Raw genomic sequence first — 17,902 nt, 5'->3', positions numbered from 1 at the left:
TCACCATGGATGCCCCGCTTTCAGACGACCAGGCGATCGATGCGACCCGTCGCTGGCTCGAACGTGCCGTCATCGGCCTCAATCTGTGCCCGTTCGCCAAGGCCGTGCACAGGAAGGGCCAGATCCGCTTCGTCGTCAGCGAGGCGGAGCAGCCCCTGCAACTGCATGACGATCTGGTGCGGGAACTCAAACGCCTGCGGGACAGCGATCCGGAGACGATCGACACCACGCTGTTGATTCACCCGCGCGTCCTCGGCGACTTCATGGACTTCAACGAATTCCTGGAGATCGCCGACGAAACGGTCGCCGAGCTCTCGCTGGATGGCGAGATCCAGGTGGCCAGCTTTCATCCGGACTTTCAGTTCGAGGGCACCGCACCGGACGACATCACCAATTACACCAACCGGTCGCCGTTCCCGACCCTGCACCTGCTGCGCGAAGCCAGCATCGACCGGGCGGTCGCCGCGTTTCCGGAGGCGGCCAGTATTTTCGAGGCCAACATGGCCACACTGGACAAGCTGGGGCACGACGGATGGCGGGCATTGTTCCCCGAGCCCTAGCCAAGACCATACGGGAGCGTGTGGAAAGTCGCGATCTCCAGCGAACTGCGTCGATCTTCACCGAACTGGACAAGTCCGGGGGACAGGCGCACACTGCGCGGCGTTCCGGATTTCCGGACCTACGGCACAGGTGAAGCGTGGCCAGGATCCTTGTCCTTCATGGACCCAACCTCAATCTCCTCGGCGTTCGCGAGCCGTCGGTCTACGGGCGCGAGACGCTCGCCGACATCAACAGCTCGCTGCAGGGCCGCGCACAGGCGGCCGGGCACGACCTGAGCTGGTTCCAGTCCAATGCCGAGCATGAGCTGATCGCCCGGGTGCATCAGGCCCGCGACGAAGGCGTGGCCTGGATCCTGATCAACCCCGCCGCCTTCACGCATACCTCGATCGCCCTGCGCGACGCGCTGGCCGGCGTGGCAATCCCGTTCATCGAGATCCACCTGTCCAATCCGCACGCGCGTGAAGCGTTCCGGCACCACTCCTATGTGTCCGACATCGCCGCGGGCGTGATCTGCGGTTTCGGCGGCGACAGCTACCGCCTGGCGCTCGAAGCCGCACTTCTCCGGCTGGCCGTGCCCGCCGCCTGAATTCCCCTTCGCGGCGCGCCAGACGGCGCCCGCACCTCCACCACCGACTAAGGGTTGCCCCATGGACCTGCGCAAGATCAAGAAGCTCATCGACCTGCTCGAGGAATCCAACCTCGCCGAGCTGGAAATCAAGGAAGGCGAAGAAGTCGTCCGTCTGTCCCGCGTGCCGAAGGGCACCGCGGTCGCTCAGCCGATGTATGCGGCGCCGGCTCCGGCGGCCGCCGCTCCCGCGGCAGCGGCACCGGCCGCGGCTGCCTCGGCACCCGCGGCGGCGCCCGCCGAGTCCGGCCTTCCGGCCGGTCACGTGGTGAAGGCGCCGATGGTCGGCACGTTCTACTCCGCTTCGACCCCGGGCGCACCGGCGTTCGCCGTCGTCGGCCAGCAGGTCAAGGCCGGTGAGACGCTCGGCATCATCGAAGCCATGAAGATGTTCAACCAGATCGAGGCCGATGTGGCCGGTACCGTCGTCGCCGTGCTGATCGAGAACGGTCAGCCGGTCGAATTCGACGAACCGATGTTCGTCATCGCCTGAGGCCAGACCCATGCTCGAGAAGGTCGTCATCGCTAACCGCGGCGAAATCGCGCTGCGCGTGCTGCGCGCATGCCACGCGCTCGGCATCAAGACGGTCGCGGTGCACTCCACCGTGGACCGCAATCTGAAGCACGTCGGCCTGGCCGACGAATCGGTGTGCATCGGCCCGGGTCCCTCGGTCGACAGCTACCTCAACATCCCGCGCATCATCGCCGCGGCCGAGATCACCGACGCCGCCGCGATCCACCCGGGTTACGGCTTCCTCTCGGAGAACGCGAATTTCGCCGAGCAGGTCGAGGAGTCCGGTTTCGTCTTCATCGGCCCCACGGCCGACGTCATCCGCCTGATGGGTGACAAGGTCGAGGCGATCCGTGCCATGAAGGCCGCCGGCGTGCCGTGCGTGCCCGGTTCGGGCGGCCCGCTGGGCGACGATGTCGAAGAAAACATCCGCATCGCCCGTGAGATCGGCTATCCCGTCATCATCAAGGCGGCCGGCGGCGGCGGCGGTCGCGGCATGCGCGTCGTGCGCACCGAACCGCACCTTGCCAGCTCCATCGTGATGACCAAGCAGGAAGCCAAGGCGGCTTTCAGCAACGATCAGGTCTACATGGAGAAGTTCCTGGAAAATCCGCGCCACGTGGAAATCCAGGTACTCGCCGATGGCCAGGGCAACGCCATCCACCTCGGCGAACGCGACTGCTCCATGCAGCGCCGTCACCAGAAGGTCGTGGAAGAGGCGCCGGCACCGGGCATCACGCCGGAGATGCGCGCCGAGATCGGCAAGGTCTGCGTCGACGCCTGCCTCCGCATCGGTTACCGCGGCGCGGGTACGTTCGAGTTCCTGTTCGAGAACGGCCGCTTCTACTTCATCGAGATGAACACCCGTATCCAGGTGGAGCATCCGGTGACGGAACTGGTGACCGGCATCGACCTGGTCCGCGAACAGCTGCTGATCGCCGGCGGTGAGAAGCTCTCGATCCGTCAGGAAGACATCGTGCTCACCGGCCACGCCATCGAGTGCCGTGTGAACGCGGAAGATCCCGACACCTTCATGCCGAGCCCCGGCACGGTGAAGCGTTTCGAGGCCCCGGGTGGCCCCGGCGTGCGCGTGGACACTCACCTGTACGACGGCTACCGCATCCCGCCGAACTACGACTCGATGATCGGCAAGATCATCGTGCACGGTCCGGACCGTGCCACCGCCATCGCACGTATGCGCATGGCGCTGAACGAGACGGTGATCGAGGGCGTGAAGTGCAACATCCCGCTGCAGCAGCGGATCATGGCCGACATCGGCTTCCAGCAGGGCGGACAGAACATCCACTACCTGGAAAAACGCATGGCGGAACAGAAAGAAACGCCGCCAGCCGCGTAAAAAAAAGAACCCCGCCTCGAAGCGGGGTTTTTTTTAATGAGGCATCGCGCCCCGCTCAGACCAGCGGTCCGATCTCACAAAGCGGCGTTCCGGCGCTTACGCCTTGCGTCGCCCACTGATCCGTACCCAGTCCTCCAGCGTGCGCACGTCGAGATCGTCGAACCACTCCGCGTAACGCGTGAGCAGTTCCTCGTGCTGCCCGATCAGGATGCCCGACAGCGCGAACGGCGCACCCGGCTTCACGGCGGCGGCAAAGACCGGCGCCAGCTCGCCGAGCGGACCGGCGAGGATATTCGCCACCAGCACATCGGCGAGTTCGGCTGGCGCCTCACCCGGGAGATAGACGGCCAGATCGTCGCGCACCTCGTTACGTTCCGCGTTGTCGTGCGACGACACGATCGCCTGCGGGTCGTTGTCGATACCGACCGCGCGCGCCGCGCCAAGCTTCAGCGCGGCAATGGCGAGAATGCCCGAGCCGCAGCCATAGTCGAGCACCAGCTTGCCGGCCATCTGCTGGCCGTCCAGCCACTCCAGACACATCGCCGTCGTCGGATGTGTACCGGTGCCGAAGGCGAGGCCTGGATCGAGGCGAACGACCACGATGTCGCCGTCGGCGGGCGGATCGATGTTCGACGGATAGACCCACAGGCGGCGGCCGAACGGCATCGGCTTGAAGTCATCCATCCAGACACGCGTCCAGTCCTGATCGCCCACGTCGCGCCACACGATCTGCGCGGGTTCGATGAAGGGGAGGTCGTCGGCAATGGCGGCGGTGAGACCGCGGCGATCGGCTTCCGCGTCGAACAGCGCGTTGAGCACGATCTGGTTCCACAGCGGAAGCTCACCGACGCCCGGCTCGAAGATCGCTTCTTCGTCGGGAGTTTCGGCATCGGCGTCCTGCAGAGTGATCGACAGCGCGCCGAGGTCTTCGAGCGCGGCTTCGACACGCGGCTGTTCGGCGGCGCGGATCGTCAGGGAGAGTTCGAGCCAGGGCATCGGAGGGCCAGATCGTTGGTCGGGAGGACAATTCTACCGGGCGCGCACGTTATGATCGAACGATGTATACGCAGTGTCCCGAGTGCCTGACTGTCTACAAGCTGGAAGCCGAGACGCTCGTCCCGGCGTGCGGCTGCGTGCGTTGCAGCCACTGCGACACGGTTTTCAACGCGCTGGGTACCCTCGCCGCGCAGCTCCCGCCCGAGCCGTTCACCCGCCTTGCGGAGCACGCGCTCGACCAGACGCCGCCGCTGGCCGAGGTGGCGGTCTTCCGTCCGCGTCCGGTTATCGACGAACCTCCTGTGGAAGACGACGCGCCCGTCGGCGATGACTCCGGGGCCGCCGAAGATTTTTCGAAGCTCACCTTCACCCCCGGGTTCGCGAGGAAGCGCCGGCGCTCCTGGCACACGGCCGCGTGGACCGTGGTGTGCGTAGCCTTGCTGCTCGGCCTGGGCGCGCAGCTGGCCTGGGCGAAGCGCGACTCCCTGATCGCCGATCCCACCGTAGGCCCGGTGGTTGCCGCCGGCTGCGCCATGGTCGGCTGTCACCTGCCGCTGGTCCCGGCGCCGTCACAGCTGCGCCTGATGGCGCGCGATGTGGAGCAGCATCCCTCCGTACGCGACGGCCTCCTGATCACCGCCAGCGTGCGCAACGATGCGTCGTTCGCGCAGCCCTACCCCGTGGTCACCATCGTACTGTCCGACGCTGACGGGCAGCGCCTGGCGATGCGGCGTTTCCAGCCCGAGGACTATGTCGGCGACACGGGCGTGCGCGAGCGGGGCCTGCCGGGCGGCGCGACCACCGCCATGGTCTTCGAGGTGCAAGACCCGGGCCAGCGGGCGGTCGCTTTCGCCTTCTCGTTCGAATGAGCGTGCGAAAAAATTTCTTTTTGCAAGCCTGCACTTCCCGGTCCGGGACGAGTACACTCGGTTCCCTTCGCGACTCCAGACCCCGTTCACGGCGTGTCCAAGTCGCATTCCAAGCGACCATACCGAATAAGAACCGACCGGGGCCCTGCGTCCCGGCCTGTGAGAGGGGAATGCCTTGAACGCTGTGAGACTTGCTGCTGGTGAGGCCGCCAACGAGACCTCCATGCAGAGTGCCCTCAGCGAATGTGTCAGCCGTACGGTTCGTCGCTATCTCGCCGACATCGGTGACACCGAAGGCGGCGAAGGCCTCCACGCCCTGGTCATCCGTGAAGTCGAAGGCCCCCTCCTGCGCGAAGTGCTCGCCTTCCACGATGGCAACCAGAGCCGTGCCGCGGTCGCTCTCGGCATCAACCGTGCCACCCTGCGCAAGAAGCTGGCCGCCCACGGCATTTCCTGAGGCAATCCGTCCCGGGGCCGCACGGACGTCCGGGCGGCTATAATGGAGCGCTTTCCGCCCCGGAAGTGCCCATGTCCACGCCCGACCTCGTTCCCGTCCGCCGCGCGCTCGTCAGCGTTTCCGACAAGCAGGGCCTGACGGAACTCGCCCGCCGCCTCGCGGCCGCGAACATCGAAATCCTTTCCACCGGCGGCTCGGCGAAGGCGCTGCGCGACGCGGGCATCCCCGTGCGGGACGTCGGCGACCTCACCGGCTTCCCCGAAATCATGGCCGGCCGCGTGAAGACGCTCCACCCGCGCGTGCATGGCGGGCTGCTGGGTCGTCGCGGTACCGACGACGCCGTCATGGCCGAGCATGGCATCCTGCCGATCGATCTTCTCGTGCTCAACCTGTACCCGTTCGAGCGCACCGTGGCCGATCCCGCGTGCTCGCTGGACGATGCGATCGAAAATATCGATATCGGCGGACCGGCCATGCTTCGCGCCGCCGCGAAGAACTGGAACCACGTCGGCGTACTGACCGATCCGGCGCAGTACGACGATGCGCTCGCGGAAATCGAAGGCAAGGGTGGCCTGTCGCGCGCCACACGATTCAAGCTGTCCGTCGCCGCGTTCAATCGCGTATCGAACTACGACGCGGCGATCAGCGACTACCTCTCCGGCGTTTCGCTTGACGACTCGCACACCGCGGTCTCCTCGCGCGCGGAATTTCCGGAGCAGTCCAACGGACGCTTCGTGAAGGTGATGGATCTTCGCTATGGCGAGAATCCCCATCAGGCCGGCGCGTTCTATCGCGACCTGTATCCGGCAGCGGGCACGCTCGCGACGTTCCGCCAGTTGCAGGGCAAGGAACTCTCGTTCAACAACATCGCCGACGCCGATGCGGCGTGGGAATGCGTGCGCCAGTTCGACGCCCCCGCCTGCGTCATCGTCAAGCATGCCAATCCCTGCGGCGTCGCCGTCGCGGCGGACCCGCTCGCCGCCTACGAACTCGCCTACGCGACCGACCCGACCTCGGCGTTCGGCGGCATCATCGCCTTCAACCGCCCGCTCGACGCGGAGACCGCGAAGGTCATCCTCAAGCGGCAGTTCGTCGAAGTGCTGATTGCACCGTCCGTGGATGCGGGCGCGGTGGAAGAAGCCACGAAGAAAGCCAACGTGCGCGTGCTGGAAATTCCGCCCGGTGACGGTCGCAATACGCACGACATCAAGCGCGTGGGCTCCGGCCTGCTGGTGCAGACGGCGGACCATCGGCAGGTGCAGCGCGACGAACTCAAGGTCGTCAGCAAGCGCCAGCCCAGCGCCGCCGAACTCGACGACCTCCTGTTCGCCTGGCGCGTCGCCAAGATGGTCAAGTCGAACGCGATCGTCTACGCGAAGGACAACCGCACGGTCGGCATCGGCGCGGGCCAGATGAGCCGCGTGGTGAGCGCGAAGATCGCAGGCCTTAAGGCCGAAGAAGCAGGCCTCGTCGTGCCGGGCAGCGCCATGGCGTCGGATGCGTTCTTCCCGTTCCGCGACGGCATCGACGCGGCGGCCGCCGCCGGTATTCGTGCGGTGATCCAGCCGGGCGGATCGATGCGCGATAACGAAGTGATCGCCGCGGCGGATGAGCACGATATGGCGATGGTGTTTACCGGCGTTCGCCACTTCAGGCACTGAGGTCGCGTGCTTTCGCCAGCAGCGCTGGCTCCTGCAGGGAACCCGTTACCTTGTAGAAGCCAGCCCTGCCGGCGATTCAACCCGCCGCATCGCATAACGCCGCGCCAGTACCGCACACGTCATCAGCTGGATCTGATGAAACAGCATGATCGGCAATACGATCAGTCCCAGCGGATGCCCGGCGAACAACACCTTCGCCATCGGCACGCCCGAGGCCAGGCTCTTCTTTGAGCCGCAGAACACGATCGTGATCTCATCCTCCGTCGCAAAGCCCAATGCTCGCGCACCGTAACGCGTGACCAGCAGCGCGCAGGCCAGCAGCACGATGTTCACCACGATCAGGCCGGCGAGCACCGGCACCGGCAACTGATGCCAGAGCCCCTGCAACACGGCGGCACTGAAAGCCGTATACACCACGAGCAGGATCGATCCGCGGTCGACATAAGTCAGCAGCTTCGCGTGTTTGCGTACCCAGCCGCCGATCCAGCGCTGCGCGATCTGGCCGGCGACGAAGGGCACGAACAGTTGCATGACGATGGCGCCCACCGAGTGCCACGACAGGCCGCCCTGCCCGGTACCCGCGATCATCAGGCCGACCAGCAACGGCGTGATGAAGATACCCAGCAGGCTCGATGCCGACGCCGATACGATCGCGGCCGGCACATTGCCGCGCGCGATCGACGTGAATGCGATGGACGACTGCACCGTCGAGGGAAGCGTGCACAGAAACAGGATGCCCAGGTACAGATCGGGTGAGACCAGCGGCGACAGTACCGGCTTCAATACCAGGCCGAGCAGCGGGAACAGCAGGAAGGTGCTGGCCAGCACCGTGAGGTGCAGCCGCCAGTTGGTCATCCCGGCGACCACGGCCTCACGCGACAGCTTCGCGCCGTGCAGGAAGAACAACAGGGCGATGGCGAGGTCGGTGACCACCTCGAAGACGGCGGCGGCCTCGCCCCTGCAAGGCAGCAGGCTGGCCAGCAGGACGGTGGCGATCAGCGAAAGGGTGAAACCATCGGGGAGAAAGCGGCGCATGGGGGCGACACAGGGGCAGCGGGAATGGCACCTATTGCAGCTTCAACCGGTTGATAAGGCAATTCGTTTTATCTGATTCAGTGATACATTAATCGCATGAATGTCTCCCTGCGACAGCTCCGGGCGTTCCTGGCCGTCGCCAGCCACCGGCATTTCCGACGCGCAGCGGAGACCCTGCATCTCACGCAGCCGGCCGTCAGCCGCCTCGTGGCCGACCTCGAGGGCGAGCTCGACGTCCGCCTCTTCGACCGGAGCACGCGCGAGGTCGTGCCGACCGAAGCCGGCCGCTATCTCGAGCAGGCCCTGGCGCGCGTCCTCGATGAGCTCGACGGGGTCCTCGCCCATGCCCGCACCCAGGCGGATCCTCTGCGCGGGCGCGTACGAATCGCGGCGGTACCGACGCTGTCGGCCGGCCTGGTGCCCTTATGCATCGCCCGCTGCGCGATCGGGCACCCGTCGCTGGAAATCGTTCTGCGCGACCAGAACCAGACCCAGGTACTGGACGCGGTGCGGGGCGGCGAGATCGACTTCGGCCTGACGGTGGAACCGGCGACCGTGGAAGAGTTCGACGCGGAGACGATTCTTCGCGATCCTTTCGACGTCGTGTGCCGCAGCGATCATCCGATGGCCTCGATGCCGATCGTGCCGTGGGAGGCCCTCGAAGATCAGCCGCTGATCCTGCTCGACCATGCCTCCGGCAGCCGGCGGATCATCGATGCCGCGTTCACCTCACACGACATCCCGATGCACGTGACACTCGAAGTGGGGCACCCGCATACCGCGTTCCGTATGGTCGAAGCGGGTCTCGGTGTGACGGTCACACCACGGCTGTCGCTGGATGCGTTGCGGCCGGGCCTGGTGGCGATACGCCTGACGCCGGAGCTGAGCCGTGAAGTCACGCTGGTTCGTCGCCGGGCGCGATCGTTGTCGCCGCCTGCGCAGACGGTCTGGGAAACGTTCCGCGACATCGCGCTCACGCTGGCTTGAACGCGGCGGGCGCACCCTTCGCGCTTTGTGGCAGGAGGTCGGTCGATGAGCTACCAGCTTTATTACTGGACGGGACTGCAGGGGCGCGGCGAGTTCGTTCGTCTGTGTCTCGAGGATGCGGGCGCCGAATACGCCGACGTCGCGCGCATCGAGGGCGACGACGCGATCATGCCGTTTCTGAGCGGCGATCGGGAGGGCGCCCTGCCCTTCGCTCCACCCTTCCTGAAGTCCGGGCGCCTCGTGATCGCGCAGGTCGCCAACATTCTGCAGTACCTCGGGCCGCGCCATGGGCTGGTGCCGGAAGGCGAGTCGAAGCGACTGCATGCGCACCAGCTGGAACTGACCGTCACCGACTTCGTGGCCGAAGTGCACGATACGCATCACCCGGTTTCCAACGAGCTGTACTACGAAGACCAGCGCGACGAGGCGAAGAAGCGCGCGAAGGATTTCCGCGAGCACCGCATCCCGAAATTCCTGGGTTACTTCGAGAAGTCGCTCGAACGCGGCGGCGGCAGGTTTCCGCTGCGCGAGCACTCGTACGTGGACCTGTCGCTGTTCCAGATTATGGCGGGACTGGAGTACGCGTTTCCCAAAGCGCTGGCGAAGCAGAAAGTACCGCTGCTGAGGGACCTGGCGAAACGCGTAGCCGACCGGCCGAATATCGCCGCCTATCTGGCGTCGGAACGCCGTGTGCCGTTCAACACCAACGGCATCTTCCGGCATTACCCCGAACTGGATGACTGAGCTTCGGGCAGGAGCCCGCCTGCCACGGCGGGCACCCATTCAACCCGTCAGTTCGAACCGGCGGGCTTCGGCGCGGCGCCCCACTCGTAGACCTTGTAGTAAACCGGGTTCACGGGGCCGTTCTTGGGGTCGTTGTGCAGCTTGCCGTCCGGGTCGGCCATATACGTCTGCGGCACGCCGTTCTTGGGCGTCACGACGACCATGAACAGCTTGCCACCCGTACGGTATTCCTCAACGCGGTCGCCATTGTCCTGATTGCGCACGGTCACCTGAGGTGCCTGCTGGCCGCGGGCGTCGACGGCGCCCCTGTCCTGCATGGTCGGCAGGTCGACCGGCGAGCGAACGCCCTGGGCGTCCGAGGTGGCCGGCGTCGACTTGCCGTCCTGGGCCTCGTCGTAGGTCACCGGCCGGTCGACGGGCTTCTGCCCCGAGCGGTCCGCTTCACCCGGCTTGACGCCCGGATCGTTCAGCCCCGGTGGCGGCGGAAGGGGGGCGAACTTCGGATCCGTGGCGGTTTGCGCGGCGGCGGGCAGCGCCAGGACGAGGGCGAGCGCGGCGACGAGGACAGACGAGCGGTTCATGGGGAATCTCTCCAGGCGGGGGAACGAGGATAGCAAGGCGCCACCCTGTTTCCACGTGAACGATCGACCATGACGAACCCTGCGCGACCGACCGTGAGAGAATCCGGGGATGCCTACACTCACGCTCATCGACGGGTCCTCGTACCTGTATCGCGCGTTCCACGCGCTGCCTCCCCTGACCAATGCTTTCGGCGAGCCCACGGGCGCGCTGTTCGGTATCGTCAACATGCTGCGCACGACCATGAAGGCCGGTTCCGACTACGTCGCCTTCGTCTGCGACGCACCGGGACGTACCTTCCGCGACGATCTGTACCCGGAGTACAAGGCCAACCGCCCGTCGATGCCGGACGACCTGCGCGCGCAGGTCGAACCGATGATGAAAATCGTCGGCGCACTGGGCTTTCCCATCCTTTGCGTGACCGGTGTCGAAGCCGACGACGTGATCGGCACCCTCGCCCGCCAGGCGGCCGAGCAGGGCATCGATACGATCATCTCCACCGGCGACAAGGATTTCGCGCAGATGGTCGGCAAGCACACGCTGCTGATCAACACGATGACCAACACCACCATGGATGCCGACGGCGTCTTCGCCAAGTTCGGCGTTCGTCCCGAGCAGATCGTCGATTATCTCACCCTCATGGGCGACAGCATCGACAACGTTCCGGGTGTGGAAAAGTGCGGCCCGAAGACGGCGGCGAAATGGCTGGGCGAGTACGGCAACCTCGATGCGCTGCTTGCGAATGCCGACAAGATCGGCGGCAAGATCGGCGAGAACCTGCGCGCGGCCATCCCGCGCCTGCCGCTATCCCGCGAGCTGGTGACGATCCGTACCGATGTGCCGCTGGAATTAGCGCCGGTCGACCTGTCGATGCGCGATCGCGATGTCGACGCACTGCGGGAGCTTTATGCTCGCTATGACTTCAAGGCGGCGCTGAAAGACCTCGATGCAGGCACCGACGCGCCGGCCAGGGCTCCGGTTTCCGCGGCGGGTTCCGCCGCGCCGGCGACGTCGGCCGCTCCCGTGGTCGCCGCACCGGATATCTCGCTGTCCCACCCCGGCGAATACGAACTGGTCCTCACCGAAGACCGCCTCGCCGCATGGCTGGAGAAGCTCGAAACCGCGACGCTGATCGCCTTCGATACCGAGACCACCAGCATCGACGCGATGATGGCGGAGATCGTCGGCGTGTCGCTTGCCGTGGAACCCGGCAAAGCCGCGTATATCCCGCTGGCCCACGATTATCCCGGCGCGCCGACGCAGCTGCCGAGAGATCATGTGCTCAGCGCGCTGAAACCGGTCCTCGAAGATCCGAAGCGCCGCAAGGTCGGTCAGCACGGCAAGTACGACATCAACGTCCTGTCGCACTACGGTATCGACGTGCAGGGCCTGGCGCACGACACCATGCTGGAGTCGTACATCTTCAACGCCACCGCCACGCGCCATGACATGGACTCGCTGGCCCAGCGTTACCTCGGCTACACGACGATCAAGTACGAACAGGTCGCCGGCAAGGGCGCGAAGCAGATTCCGTTTTCGCAGGTGGACTGCGACACGGCCTGCCGCTACGCCGCGGAAGACGCCGACATCACGCTGCGCCTGCACCATGCGCTGTGGCCGAAGCTCGAAGCCGAGCCGTCGCTGCGTGACGTCTATCAGGACATCGAGGTGCCACTCGTCCCCGTACTGGCGAAGATGGAGCGCACCGGCGTGCTGATCGATGCGCACGTGCTGCGCCTGCAGAGCCAGCAGCTCGGCAAGCGCATGCTTGAATTGCAGAGCGTCGCGCACGCGTCGGCCGGTCACGAGTTCAACCTCGACTCACCGAAGCAGCTGCAGGCCGTACTGTTCGACGAGCTCGGTCTCGCGGCGAAGGTGAAGACGCCGACCGGCCAGCCCTCGACCAACGAGGAAGCGCTCGAAGCGATCGCCGAAACGCACGAACTGCCCCGCATCATCCTCGAGTACCGTGGCCTCGCCAAGCTGCGCTCGACGTACACCGACAAGCTCGCCGGCATCGTCAACCCGCGTACGGGCCGCGTACACACCAGCTACCACCAGGGCGCGGTCGCTACAGGCCGCATCAGCTCGTCGGACCCGAATCTGCAGAACATTCCGGTGCGCACCGAGGAAGGCCGGCGCATCCGCCAGGCCTTCGTCGCGCCGCCGGGATGGCGCATCGTCGCGGCCGACTACTCCCAGATCGAGCTGCGCATCATGGCGCACCTGTCCAGCGACGAGGGTCTGGTTCGCGCATTCCGGGAGGGTGGCGACGTCCACCGTGCCACCGCGGCGGAAGTCTTCGGCGTACCGGCCGATGAGGTCACCACCAACCAGCGCCGCGCGGCGAAGGCGATCAACTTCGGCCTGATGTACGGCATGAGCGCTTTCGGGCTCGCGAAGCAGCTCGGCGTCGATCGAGGCGAAGCATCCGATTACATGGGTCGCTACTTCTCGCGCTATCCCGGCGTCCGCACGTTCATGGACACGACCCGCGAACAGGCGCATCGCGACGGCTACGTGCAGACGTTGTTCGGCCGCCGCCTGTACCTGGACAATCTGAACTCGCGCAATCAGGCGTTTCGCGCCGGTGCCGAGCGCGCCGCCATCAACGCGCCGATGCAGGGAACCGCCGCCGACATCATCAAGCGCGCGATGATCGCGGTATCGGGCTGGATCGAAGGCCGCGACGATGTCCGCCTGCTGATGCAGGTGCACGATGAACTGGTCTTCGAGGTTCGCGAGGACGCCGTTGACGAGATCCGCGCCGGCATCGAGAAGCACATGACCGGTGCGGCATCGCTCAGCGTGCCGTTACAGGTCGACATCGGCGTCGGAGCCAACTGGGACGAGGCGCACTGAGGGTGTACCAAGCGTCGTACCGCGGCGCTCCTGGTCGTTTTCGGAATCACGCGGCCGTCCAAACGTAAGATTTCCGTTTTGTCGTTCATATTGAATGACGGCAACTCGTTGATAAGTCAGCCCATAAATACGGGCTGACTTTTTTTCGCGATCCGTTGCAACTTTCTCCTCGTTCGCGCGTCTATATCTTCGGACGCACGCAACGGCGTCCCATCGGTGGATCCCACCTCCCTGGGATCACCTCAGGACGACCCGGTCTTCCCCTGGGCCCGGTCATCCACCCCGCCCCGGAGGCTCCCCTGGCCTCCGGGGTTTTTTTTGCGGAAACCGGCTCTCCCCACGTCGCCCTCACATCCGTCAACGCATCCTCCCGCCCACATCGAACCGGGAGGAATCAAACATGCGTGCAGGCCTGATTGTCGTTGGCATTATCCTTGTCGCGGCAGGTATCTGGATCACCGTCGGCGGCGGCAGCTATCAGAAGACCGACACCGTCGCGTCGCTGGGACCGGCCAAGATCGAAGCGACCCATAACAAGTCCATCCCGCAGTGGGTGGGCATCGCCGGGATCGTGATCGGCGGCATCGTCGCTGTCGCGGGCATCGCGCAGAAGCGCTGATCGCCCCGTCGGGCCAAGGTGGGAGCCCAGCCGCTACAATGGGCGGATGGATGTCTCCCACCTTCTCGACGATCTGAACGACGCCCAGCGTGAGGCTGTCAGCGCCCCGCCCGGCCATTATCTGATCCTCGCGGGCGCCGGCTCCGGCAAGACCCGCGTCCTGATCAACCGCATCGGCTGGCTGACCCAGGTCGAACGCGTGCCGCCCTGGGCGATCCTGGCGGTCACCTTCACCAATAAGGCGGCGGGCGAAATGCGCTCGCGCCTGGACGGGATCATCCCTGGCGGTACGCAGGGGCTTACCGTCGGCACCTTCCACGGCATCGCCCACCGCCTGCTCCGCCGTCACTGGCGCGAGGCCGGGCTGGTCGAGGGCTTTCAGATCCTCGACTCCGACGACCAGCAACGGCTGATCAAGCGGGTGATTGCCGGCATGGGGCTGGACGAGGCGCGTTTCCCGCCGCGTCAGGCCGCCTGGCAGATCAACAACTGGAAAGACGAGGGCAAGCGTCCGGACAGCATCGAGCACCGCGACCATCCGGTCACGCGCACGTTCGTCGAGGTCTACAAGGCGTACGAGCAGCAGTGCCAGCGCGCCGGCCTGGTCGACTTCGCCGAGTTGCTGCTGCGCGCGCACGAGCTCTGGCTGAAGGACCCGCAGGTACTCAAGCACTACCAGGATCGCTGGCGCTACCTGCTGATCGACGAGTTCCAGGACACCAACACGCTGCAGTACGCGTGGATCCGCGTGCTCGCCGGCAACACGGGGCAGGTCTTCGTGGTCGGCGACGACGATCAGGCGATCTACGGCTGGCGCGGCGCAAAGGTGGAAAACGTGCAGCAGTTCCTGCGCGATTTTCAGGGCGCCAGGACCATCCGCCTCGAGCAGAACTACCGCTCCACCTCGACCATCCTCAACGCCGCCAACGCGGTGATCGCCCGTAACGGCGGACGCCTGGGCAAGCAGTTGTGGACCGACGGCGGCGAAGGCGAGCGCATCGCGCTGTATGCGGCGTACAACGAACAGGACGAAGCACGCTTCGTGGTCGAACGTATCCGCGAGCACATCGCGGAGCACGGCAATGCCCGCGACTGCGCCATTCTCTACCGCTCCAACGCGCAGTCGCGCAACTTCGAAGAACAGCTCATCCAGCGCGATACGCCTTACCGCGTGTATGGCGGCCTGCGCTTCTTTGAGCGCGCCGAAATCAAGGACGCGCTGGCCTATCTGCGCCTCGCCTCCAACCGTCATGACGACGCCGCCTTCGAGCGCGCGGTGAACACGCCGCCTCGCGGCATCGGCGACCGCACGCTCGACGAACTGCGCCGCCGCGCCCGCAGCGATGGCAGCTCGATGTGGGAATCCACACTCACCGAAGCCTCGATCGGTTCGCTGGCGGGCCGGGCGAAAAACGCACTGAAGGCCTTCATCGGGCTCATCGATAACCTGGCTCGTACCTTCGGCGGTCACGACAACGTCAGCGGCGACGACACCCCCACCGCGCTCGACCTCGCTGAGCAGATCGAACACGCCATCCTGCATACCGGTCTGCGCGACTTCTACGAAAACGACAAGCGCGGCAACGGGGAGGCCCGGGTCGAGAACCTGGACGAGCTGGTCAACGTGGCCAGCCGCTTCGAGATGACACCGGAAGATGTGGATGCCGGGCTCAACGAGCTGTCCGCCTTCCTGTCACACGCCGCGCTCGAGGCGGGCGAAGGTCAGGGCGAAGCCTGGGACGACTGCGTCCAGCTGATGACCCTGCATTCGGCCAAGGGCCTGGAATTCCCGGTGGTGTTCCTCGTCGGCATGGAGGAAGGCCTGTTCCCGAGCCAGCGCTCCACGGAGGAAGAAAATCGCCTCGAGGAAGAACGACGCCTGGCGTATGTGGGCATCACGCGCGCCCGCGAGCGCCTGTTCCTGTCGCATGCGGAATCGCGCCGCATGCACGGCACCGAGATCCTCGCCCGACCATCGCGCTTCCTTGGCGAGATCCCGCCCGAGCTGATCGATGAGCTGCGCCCGCGGGTGCAGGTGTCCCGCCCGGCGTATGCGGACCGTTACGCCGGCAGTTCATCGCTCGAGGAAGCCTCGCCGATTCGCCTGGGACAGCGGGTCAGCCACCCCAAGTTCGGCGAGGGCACCATCGTCAGTGCCGAAGGCGCCGGTGCGCATATGCGCGTCCAGGTGAATTTCGAGGATGCCGGGAGCAAGTGGTTGGTTTACGCTTATGCCAATCTGACCGCGTTGTAAGGGGGCTCCAACGCCGATCGCCTGGCATGGACGACTACGCGGCTCATGCAGGCAAGGGAAGAAAGGCATGATCGTCGGGATCGACCTGGGAACCACGAACAGTCTCGTCGCCGCGTGGATCGATGGCGCGCCGCGCCTCATTCCGAATGCGCTGGGCGGCGTGCTGACGCCTTCGTGCGTCGGCATCGATGACGACGGCAGCGTCCTCGTCGGCGCGGCGGCACGCGAACGCCTGCAGACCCACCCGCAGCGCACGGCATCCCTTTTCAAGCGGTACATGGGCAGTGCCCGGACCGTACGCCTGGCCGATCGCGACTATCGCCCGGAAGAACTTTCCGCCCTGGTCCTGCGTTCACTGAAAGCGGATGCCGAAGCGTTCCTCGGCCAGCCGGTCACCGAGGCCATCATCACCGTGCCGGCGTATTTCTCCGATGCACAGCGCAAAGCCACGCGTGTCGCCGGTGAACTCGCCGGGCTGAAGGTCGAGCGGTTGCTCAACGAGCCTACGGCCGCGGCGCTCGCTTATGGCTTGCATGACGCCGGCGGCGAGACCCAGTTTCTGGTCTTCGACCTGGGCGGCGGCACCTTCGACGTGTCGATTCTGGAGATGTTCGAAGGTGTCATGGAAGTGCGCGCCAGCGCGGGTGACAACATGCTGGGTGGCGAGGATTTCGCCACACTGATTGCCGATCTCGCTTTCGTCGAGGGTATTCCGCAAGCCGCACGCGACGATGCAAGGTTCATGCAGCGCCTCGCGGCACGGGCGGAAGTCGCCAAGCGTGAGCTGAGTACGCAGGGAAAGGCGCGCTTCGAGATCGCCTGGCGTGACCAGACCGTAGCCGTGGCGCTCGACGGGGACGCGTTCGAGAAGCTCGCCCAGCCTCTTCTGAACCGCCTGTGGCGCCCGATCGAGCGTGCGTTGCGTGACGCGCGCATTCGCGCCGCGGACCTGGACAACGTGGTGCTGGCCGGCGGTGCCACACGCATGCCGATGATTCGTGCGCTGGCGACACGCATGTTCGGGCGTTTCCCCGCGGTCGGTCACCCTCCCGACGAGGTGGTCGTGCTCGGCGCCGCCGTGCAGGCGGGCCTGAAAATGAAGGACAAGGCGCTCGACGAGACGGTAATGACCGATGTATGCCCGTACACGCTGGGTACGGAAGTGTCGCGACGGATCGAGAACGGCGCCCAGGCCGCCGGCTTCTATGCGCCGGTGATCGAGCGCAACACGGTGGTGCCGGTGAGTCGTGTACAGCGTTTCGTACCGCTGACACCACAGCAGAAACAGATCCGGATCGGTGTGTATCAGGGCGAGTCGCGCATGGTGCGCGATAACATCTCACTGGGTGAACTGACCTTGCCGCTGGAGCCAGGCCCCGGACACGCCGACGGTGTGGATGTTCGCTTCACCTACGACGTCAACGGCCTGCTCGAGGTGGAGGTCACCGTCGTCGCGACGGGCAAGGTCGAGCAGCTCGTGATCGAGAGCGGCGATACGCACATGCAACCCGCCGAAGTCGCCCGTCGCCTTGCCGCGCTGTCCGAGCTGAAGATCCATCCCCGCGACACCCTGGAAAACAGGACGCTGCTCGCGCGGGCGGAACGCATGTACGAGCAATCGCTGGGCGATCTGCGCGATCGTCTCGGCGACGTCATTCTCCGCTTTGAACAGACGCTCGCCACGCAGGATCCGCGACTGATCGCACGCGACGCGGCCGCGTTCCGCGAGGCGATCGACAGCGTCGAACGTGACCATTACCTCATGCCGGATCCGGCGGTCTGACC

Annotated in this window: 16 protein-coding genes; 13 read left to right on the top strand and 3 right to left on the bottom strand. The window is 65.7% G+C overall.

Going from position 1 to position 17,902, the window contains the following annotated elements:
* The first annotated feature begins 5 nt into the window (after nt 1-5).
* The 4 genes from B5X73_RS02005 to accC all read left to right on the top strand — a co-directional run bounded on the left by B5X73_RS02005 (nt 6) and on the right by accC (nt 3,054).
* Complete coding sequence (locus B5X73_RS02005; protein WP_079520375.1) at nt 6-560, top strand: DUF1415 domain-containing protein; 555 nt, start codon at nt 6-8, stop codon at nt 558-560.
* A gap of 137 nt (nt 561-697) precedes the next feature.
* Nucleotides 698-1,147, top strand: coding sequence for a type II 3-dehydroquinate dehydratase (gene aroQ / locus B5X73_RS02000; RefSeq protein WP_036110114.1), 450 nt, complete (start codon nt 698-700; stop codon nt 1,145-1,147).
* A 61-nt stretch (nt 1,148-1,208) separates the two neighbouring features.
* Nucleotides 1,209-1,679 (top strand): acetyl-CoA carboxylase biotin carboxyl carrier protein, encoded by a 471-nt coding sequence (gene accB / locus B5X73_RS01995; protein WP_036110111.1) that lies wholly within the window; start codon nt 1,209-1,211, stop codon nt 1,677-1,679.
* Between the two features lie 10 nt (nt 1,680-1,689).
* Nucleotides 1,690-3,054 carry an acetyl-CoA carboxylase biotin carboxylase subunit gene (accC, locus tag B5X73_RS01990; RefSeq protein ID WP_036110106.1) on the top strand — a complete coding sequence of 455 codons (1,365 nt, stop codon included), beginning with the start codon at nt 1,690-1,692 and terminating at the stop codon, nt 3,052-3,054.
* A 96-nt stretch (nt 3,055-3,150) separates the two neighbouring features.
* On the opposite strand, the gene prmA is transcribed toward accC, so the two are convergent.
* Entirely contained in the window at nt 3,151-4,050 is a 900-nt protein-coding gene (gene prmA, locus B5X73_RS01985) for a 50S ribosomal protein L11 methyltransferase (protein WP_036110103.1), read from the bottom strand.
* A gap of 62 nt (nt 4,051-4,112) precedes the next feature.
* On the opposite strand from prmA, the gene B5X73_RS01980 reads away from it, so the two are divergent.
* The 3 genes from B5X73_RS01980 (at nt 4,113) to purH (ending at nt 7,037) form a co-directional block, all read left to right on the top strand.
* The gene (locus B5X73_RS01980; RefSeq protein WP_079520374.1) at nt 4,113-4,919 is read left to right on the top strand and encodes a zinc-ribbon and DUF3426 domain-containing protein; all 807 of its coding nucleotides are present in this window, start codon (nt 4,113-4,115) and stop codon (nt 4,917-4,919) included.
* Between the two features lie 223 nt (nt 4,920-5,142).
* Nucleotides 5,143-5,376: a helix-turn-helix domain-containing protein gene (locus tag B5X73_RS01975; RefSeq protein ID WP_051943271.1), complete on the top strand. Its 234-nt coding sequence runs from the start codon at nt 5,143-5,145 to the stop codon at nt 5,374-5,376.
* 71 nt (nt 5,377-5,447) lie between these two features.
* A complete protein-coding gene (purH, locus tag B5X73_RS01970) occupies nt 5,448-7,037 on the top strand; it encodes a bifunctional phosphoribosylaminoimidazolecarboxamide formyltransferase/IMP cyclohydrolase (RefSeq protein ID WP_079520373.1) in 1,590 nt (529 codons plus the stop codon).
* A 45-nt stretch (nt 7,038-7,082) separates the two neighbouring features.
* Here the strand turns inward: purH and B5X73_RS01965 are convergent, their stop codons facing one another.
* Complete coding sequence (locus B5X73_RS01965; RefSeq protein WP_079520372.1) at nt 7,083-8,072, bottom strand: bile acid:sodium symporter family protein; 990 nt, start codon at nt 8,070-8,072, stop codon at nt 7,083-7,085.
* 96 nt (nt 8,073-8,168) lie between these two features.
* Here B5X73_RS01965 and B5X73_RS01960 point away from each other — a divergent pair, with 96 nt between their 5' ends.
* Entirely contained in the window at nt 8,169-9,059 is an 891-nt protein-coding gene (locus B5X73_RS01960) for a LysR family transcriptional regulator (RefSeq protein ID WP_079520371.1), read from the top strand.
* Nucleotides 9,060-9,104: 45 nt separating this feature from the next.
* Nucleotides 9,105-9,803, top strand: a complete 699-nt coding sequence (locus B5X73_RS01955) for a glutathione S-transferase (RefSeq protein WP_079520370.1) — start codon at nt 9,105-9,107, stop codon at nt 9,801-9,803.
* A 47-nt stretch (nt 9,804-9,850) separates the two neighbouring features.
* On the opposite strand, the gene B5X73_RS01950 is transcribed toward B5X73_RS01955, so the two are convergent.
* Nucleotides 9,851-10,384, bottom strand: a complete 534-nt coding sequence (locus tag B5X73_RS01950; protein ID WP_036110089.1) for a DUF2782 domain-containing protein — start codon at nt 10,382-10,384, stop codon at nt 9,851-9,853.
* Nucleotides 10,385-10,493: 109 nt separating this feature from the next.
* Between B5X73_RS01950 and polA the strand changes: the two genes are divergently transcribed.
* The 4 genes from polA (at nt 10,494) to B5X73_RS01930 (ending at nt 17,900) form a co-directional block, all read left to right on the top strand.
* Nucleotides 10,494-13,244: a DNA polymerase I gene (gene polA / locus B5X73_RS01945; RefSeq protein ID WP_079520368.1), complete on the top strand. Its 2,751-nt coding sequence runs from the start codon at nt 10,494-10,496 to the stop codon at nt 13,242-13,244.
* Nucleotides 13,245-13,644: 400 nt separating this feature from the next.
* Nucleotides 13,645-13,863 carry a hypothetical protein gene (locus B5X73_RS01940; RefSeq protein WP_079520367.1) on the top strand — a complete coding sequence of 73 codons (219 nt, stop codon included), beginning with the start codon at nt 13,645-13,647 and terminating at the stop codon, nt 13,861-13,863.
* A 46-nt stretch (nt 13,864-13,909) separates the two neighbouring features.
* Nucleotides 13,910-16,117, top strand: a complete 2,208-nt coding sequence (gene uvrD / locus B5X73_RS01935) for a DNA helicase II (RefSeq protein ID WP_079520366.1) — start codon at nt 13,910-13,912, stop codon at nt 16,115-16,117.
* Nucleotides 16,118-16,184: 67 nt separating this feature from the next.
* The gene (locus B5X73_RS01930; protein WP_079520365.1) at nt 16,185-17,900 is read left to right on the top strand and encodes a molecular chaperone HscC; all 1,716 of its coding nucleotides are present in this window, start codon (nt 16,185-16,187) and stop codon (nt 17,898-17,900) included.
* The last annotated feature ends 2 nt before the right edge of the window (nt 17,901-17,902 follow it).

The organism is Luteibacter sp. 22Crub2.1 (assembly GCF_900167995.1).
GTDB classification, from domain to species: Bacteria; Pseudomonadota; Gammaproteobacteria; order Xanthomonadales; family Rhodanobacteraceae; genus Luteibacter; species Luteibacter mycovicinus.
The sequence above is the reverse complement of the archived record's forward strand: the minus strand, read 5'-3'. Positions and strand labels throughout refer to the sequence as shown.

Bases quoted from the DNA above. Each gene is read 5' to 3' on its own strand.
- B5X73_RS01940 (WP_079520367.1), top strand. From the start codon at position 13,645: ATGCGTGCAGGCCTGATTGTCGTTGGCATTATCCTTGTCGCGGCAGGT.
- B5X73_RS01975 (WP_051943271.1), top strand. From the start codon at position 5,143: ATGCAGAGTGCCCTCAGCGAATGTGTCAGCCGTACGGTTCGTCGCTAT.
- B5X73_RS01960 (WP_079520371.1), top strand. From the start codon at position 8,169: ATGAATGTCTCCCTGCGACAGCTCCGGGCGTTCCTGGCCGTCGCCAGC.
- accC (WP_036110106.1), top strand. From the start codon at position 1,690: ATGCTCGAGAAGGTCGTCATCGCTAACCGCGGCGAAATCGCGCTGCGC.
- accB (WP_036110111.1), top strand. From the start codon at position 1,209: ATGGACCTGCGCAAGATCAAGAAGCTCATCGACCTGCTCGAGGAATCC.
- purH (WP_079520373.1), top strand. From the start codon at position 5,448: ATGTCCACGCCCGACCTCGTTCCCGTCCGCCGCGCGCTCGTCAGCGTT.
- B5X73_RS01950 (WP_036110089.1), bottom strand. From the start codon at position 10,384: ATGAACCGCTCGTCTGTCCTCGTCGCCGCGCTCGCCCTCGTCCTGGCG.
- B5X73_RS01980 (WP_079520374.1), top strand. From the start codon at position 4,113: ATGTATACGCAGTGTCCCGAGTGCCTGACTGTCTACAAGCTGGAAGCC.
- prmA (WP_036110103.1), bottom strand. From the start codon at position 4,050: ATGCCCTGGCTCGAACTCTCCCTGACGATCCGCGCCGCCGAACAGCCG.
- polA (WP_079520368.1), top strand. From the start codon at position 10,494: ATGCCTACACTCACGCTCATCGACGGGTCCTCGTACCTGTATCGCGCG.
- B5X73_RS01955 (WP_079520370.1), top strand. From the start codon at position 9,105: ATGAGCTACCAGCTTTATTACTGGACGGGACTGCAGGGGCGCGGCGAG.
- B5X73_RS01965 (WP_079520372.1), bottom strand. From the start codon at position 8,072: ATGCGCCGCTTTCTCCCCGATGGTTTCACCCTTTCGCTGATCGCCACC.
- B5X73_RS01930 (WP_079520365.1), top strand. From the start codon at position 16,185: ATGATCGTCGGGATCGACCTGGGAACCACGAACAGTCTCGTCGCCGCG.
- uvrD (WP_079520366.1), top strand. From the start codon at position 13,910: ATGGATGTCTCCCACCTTCTCGACGATCTGAACGACGCCCAGCGTGAG.
- B5X73_RS02005 (WP_079520375.1), top strand. From the start codon at position 6: ATGGATGCCCCGCTTTCAGACGACCAGGCGATCGATGCGACCCGTCGC.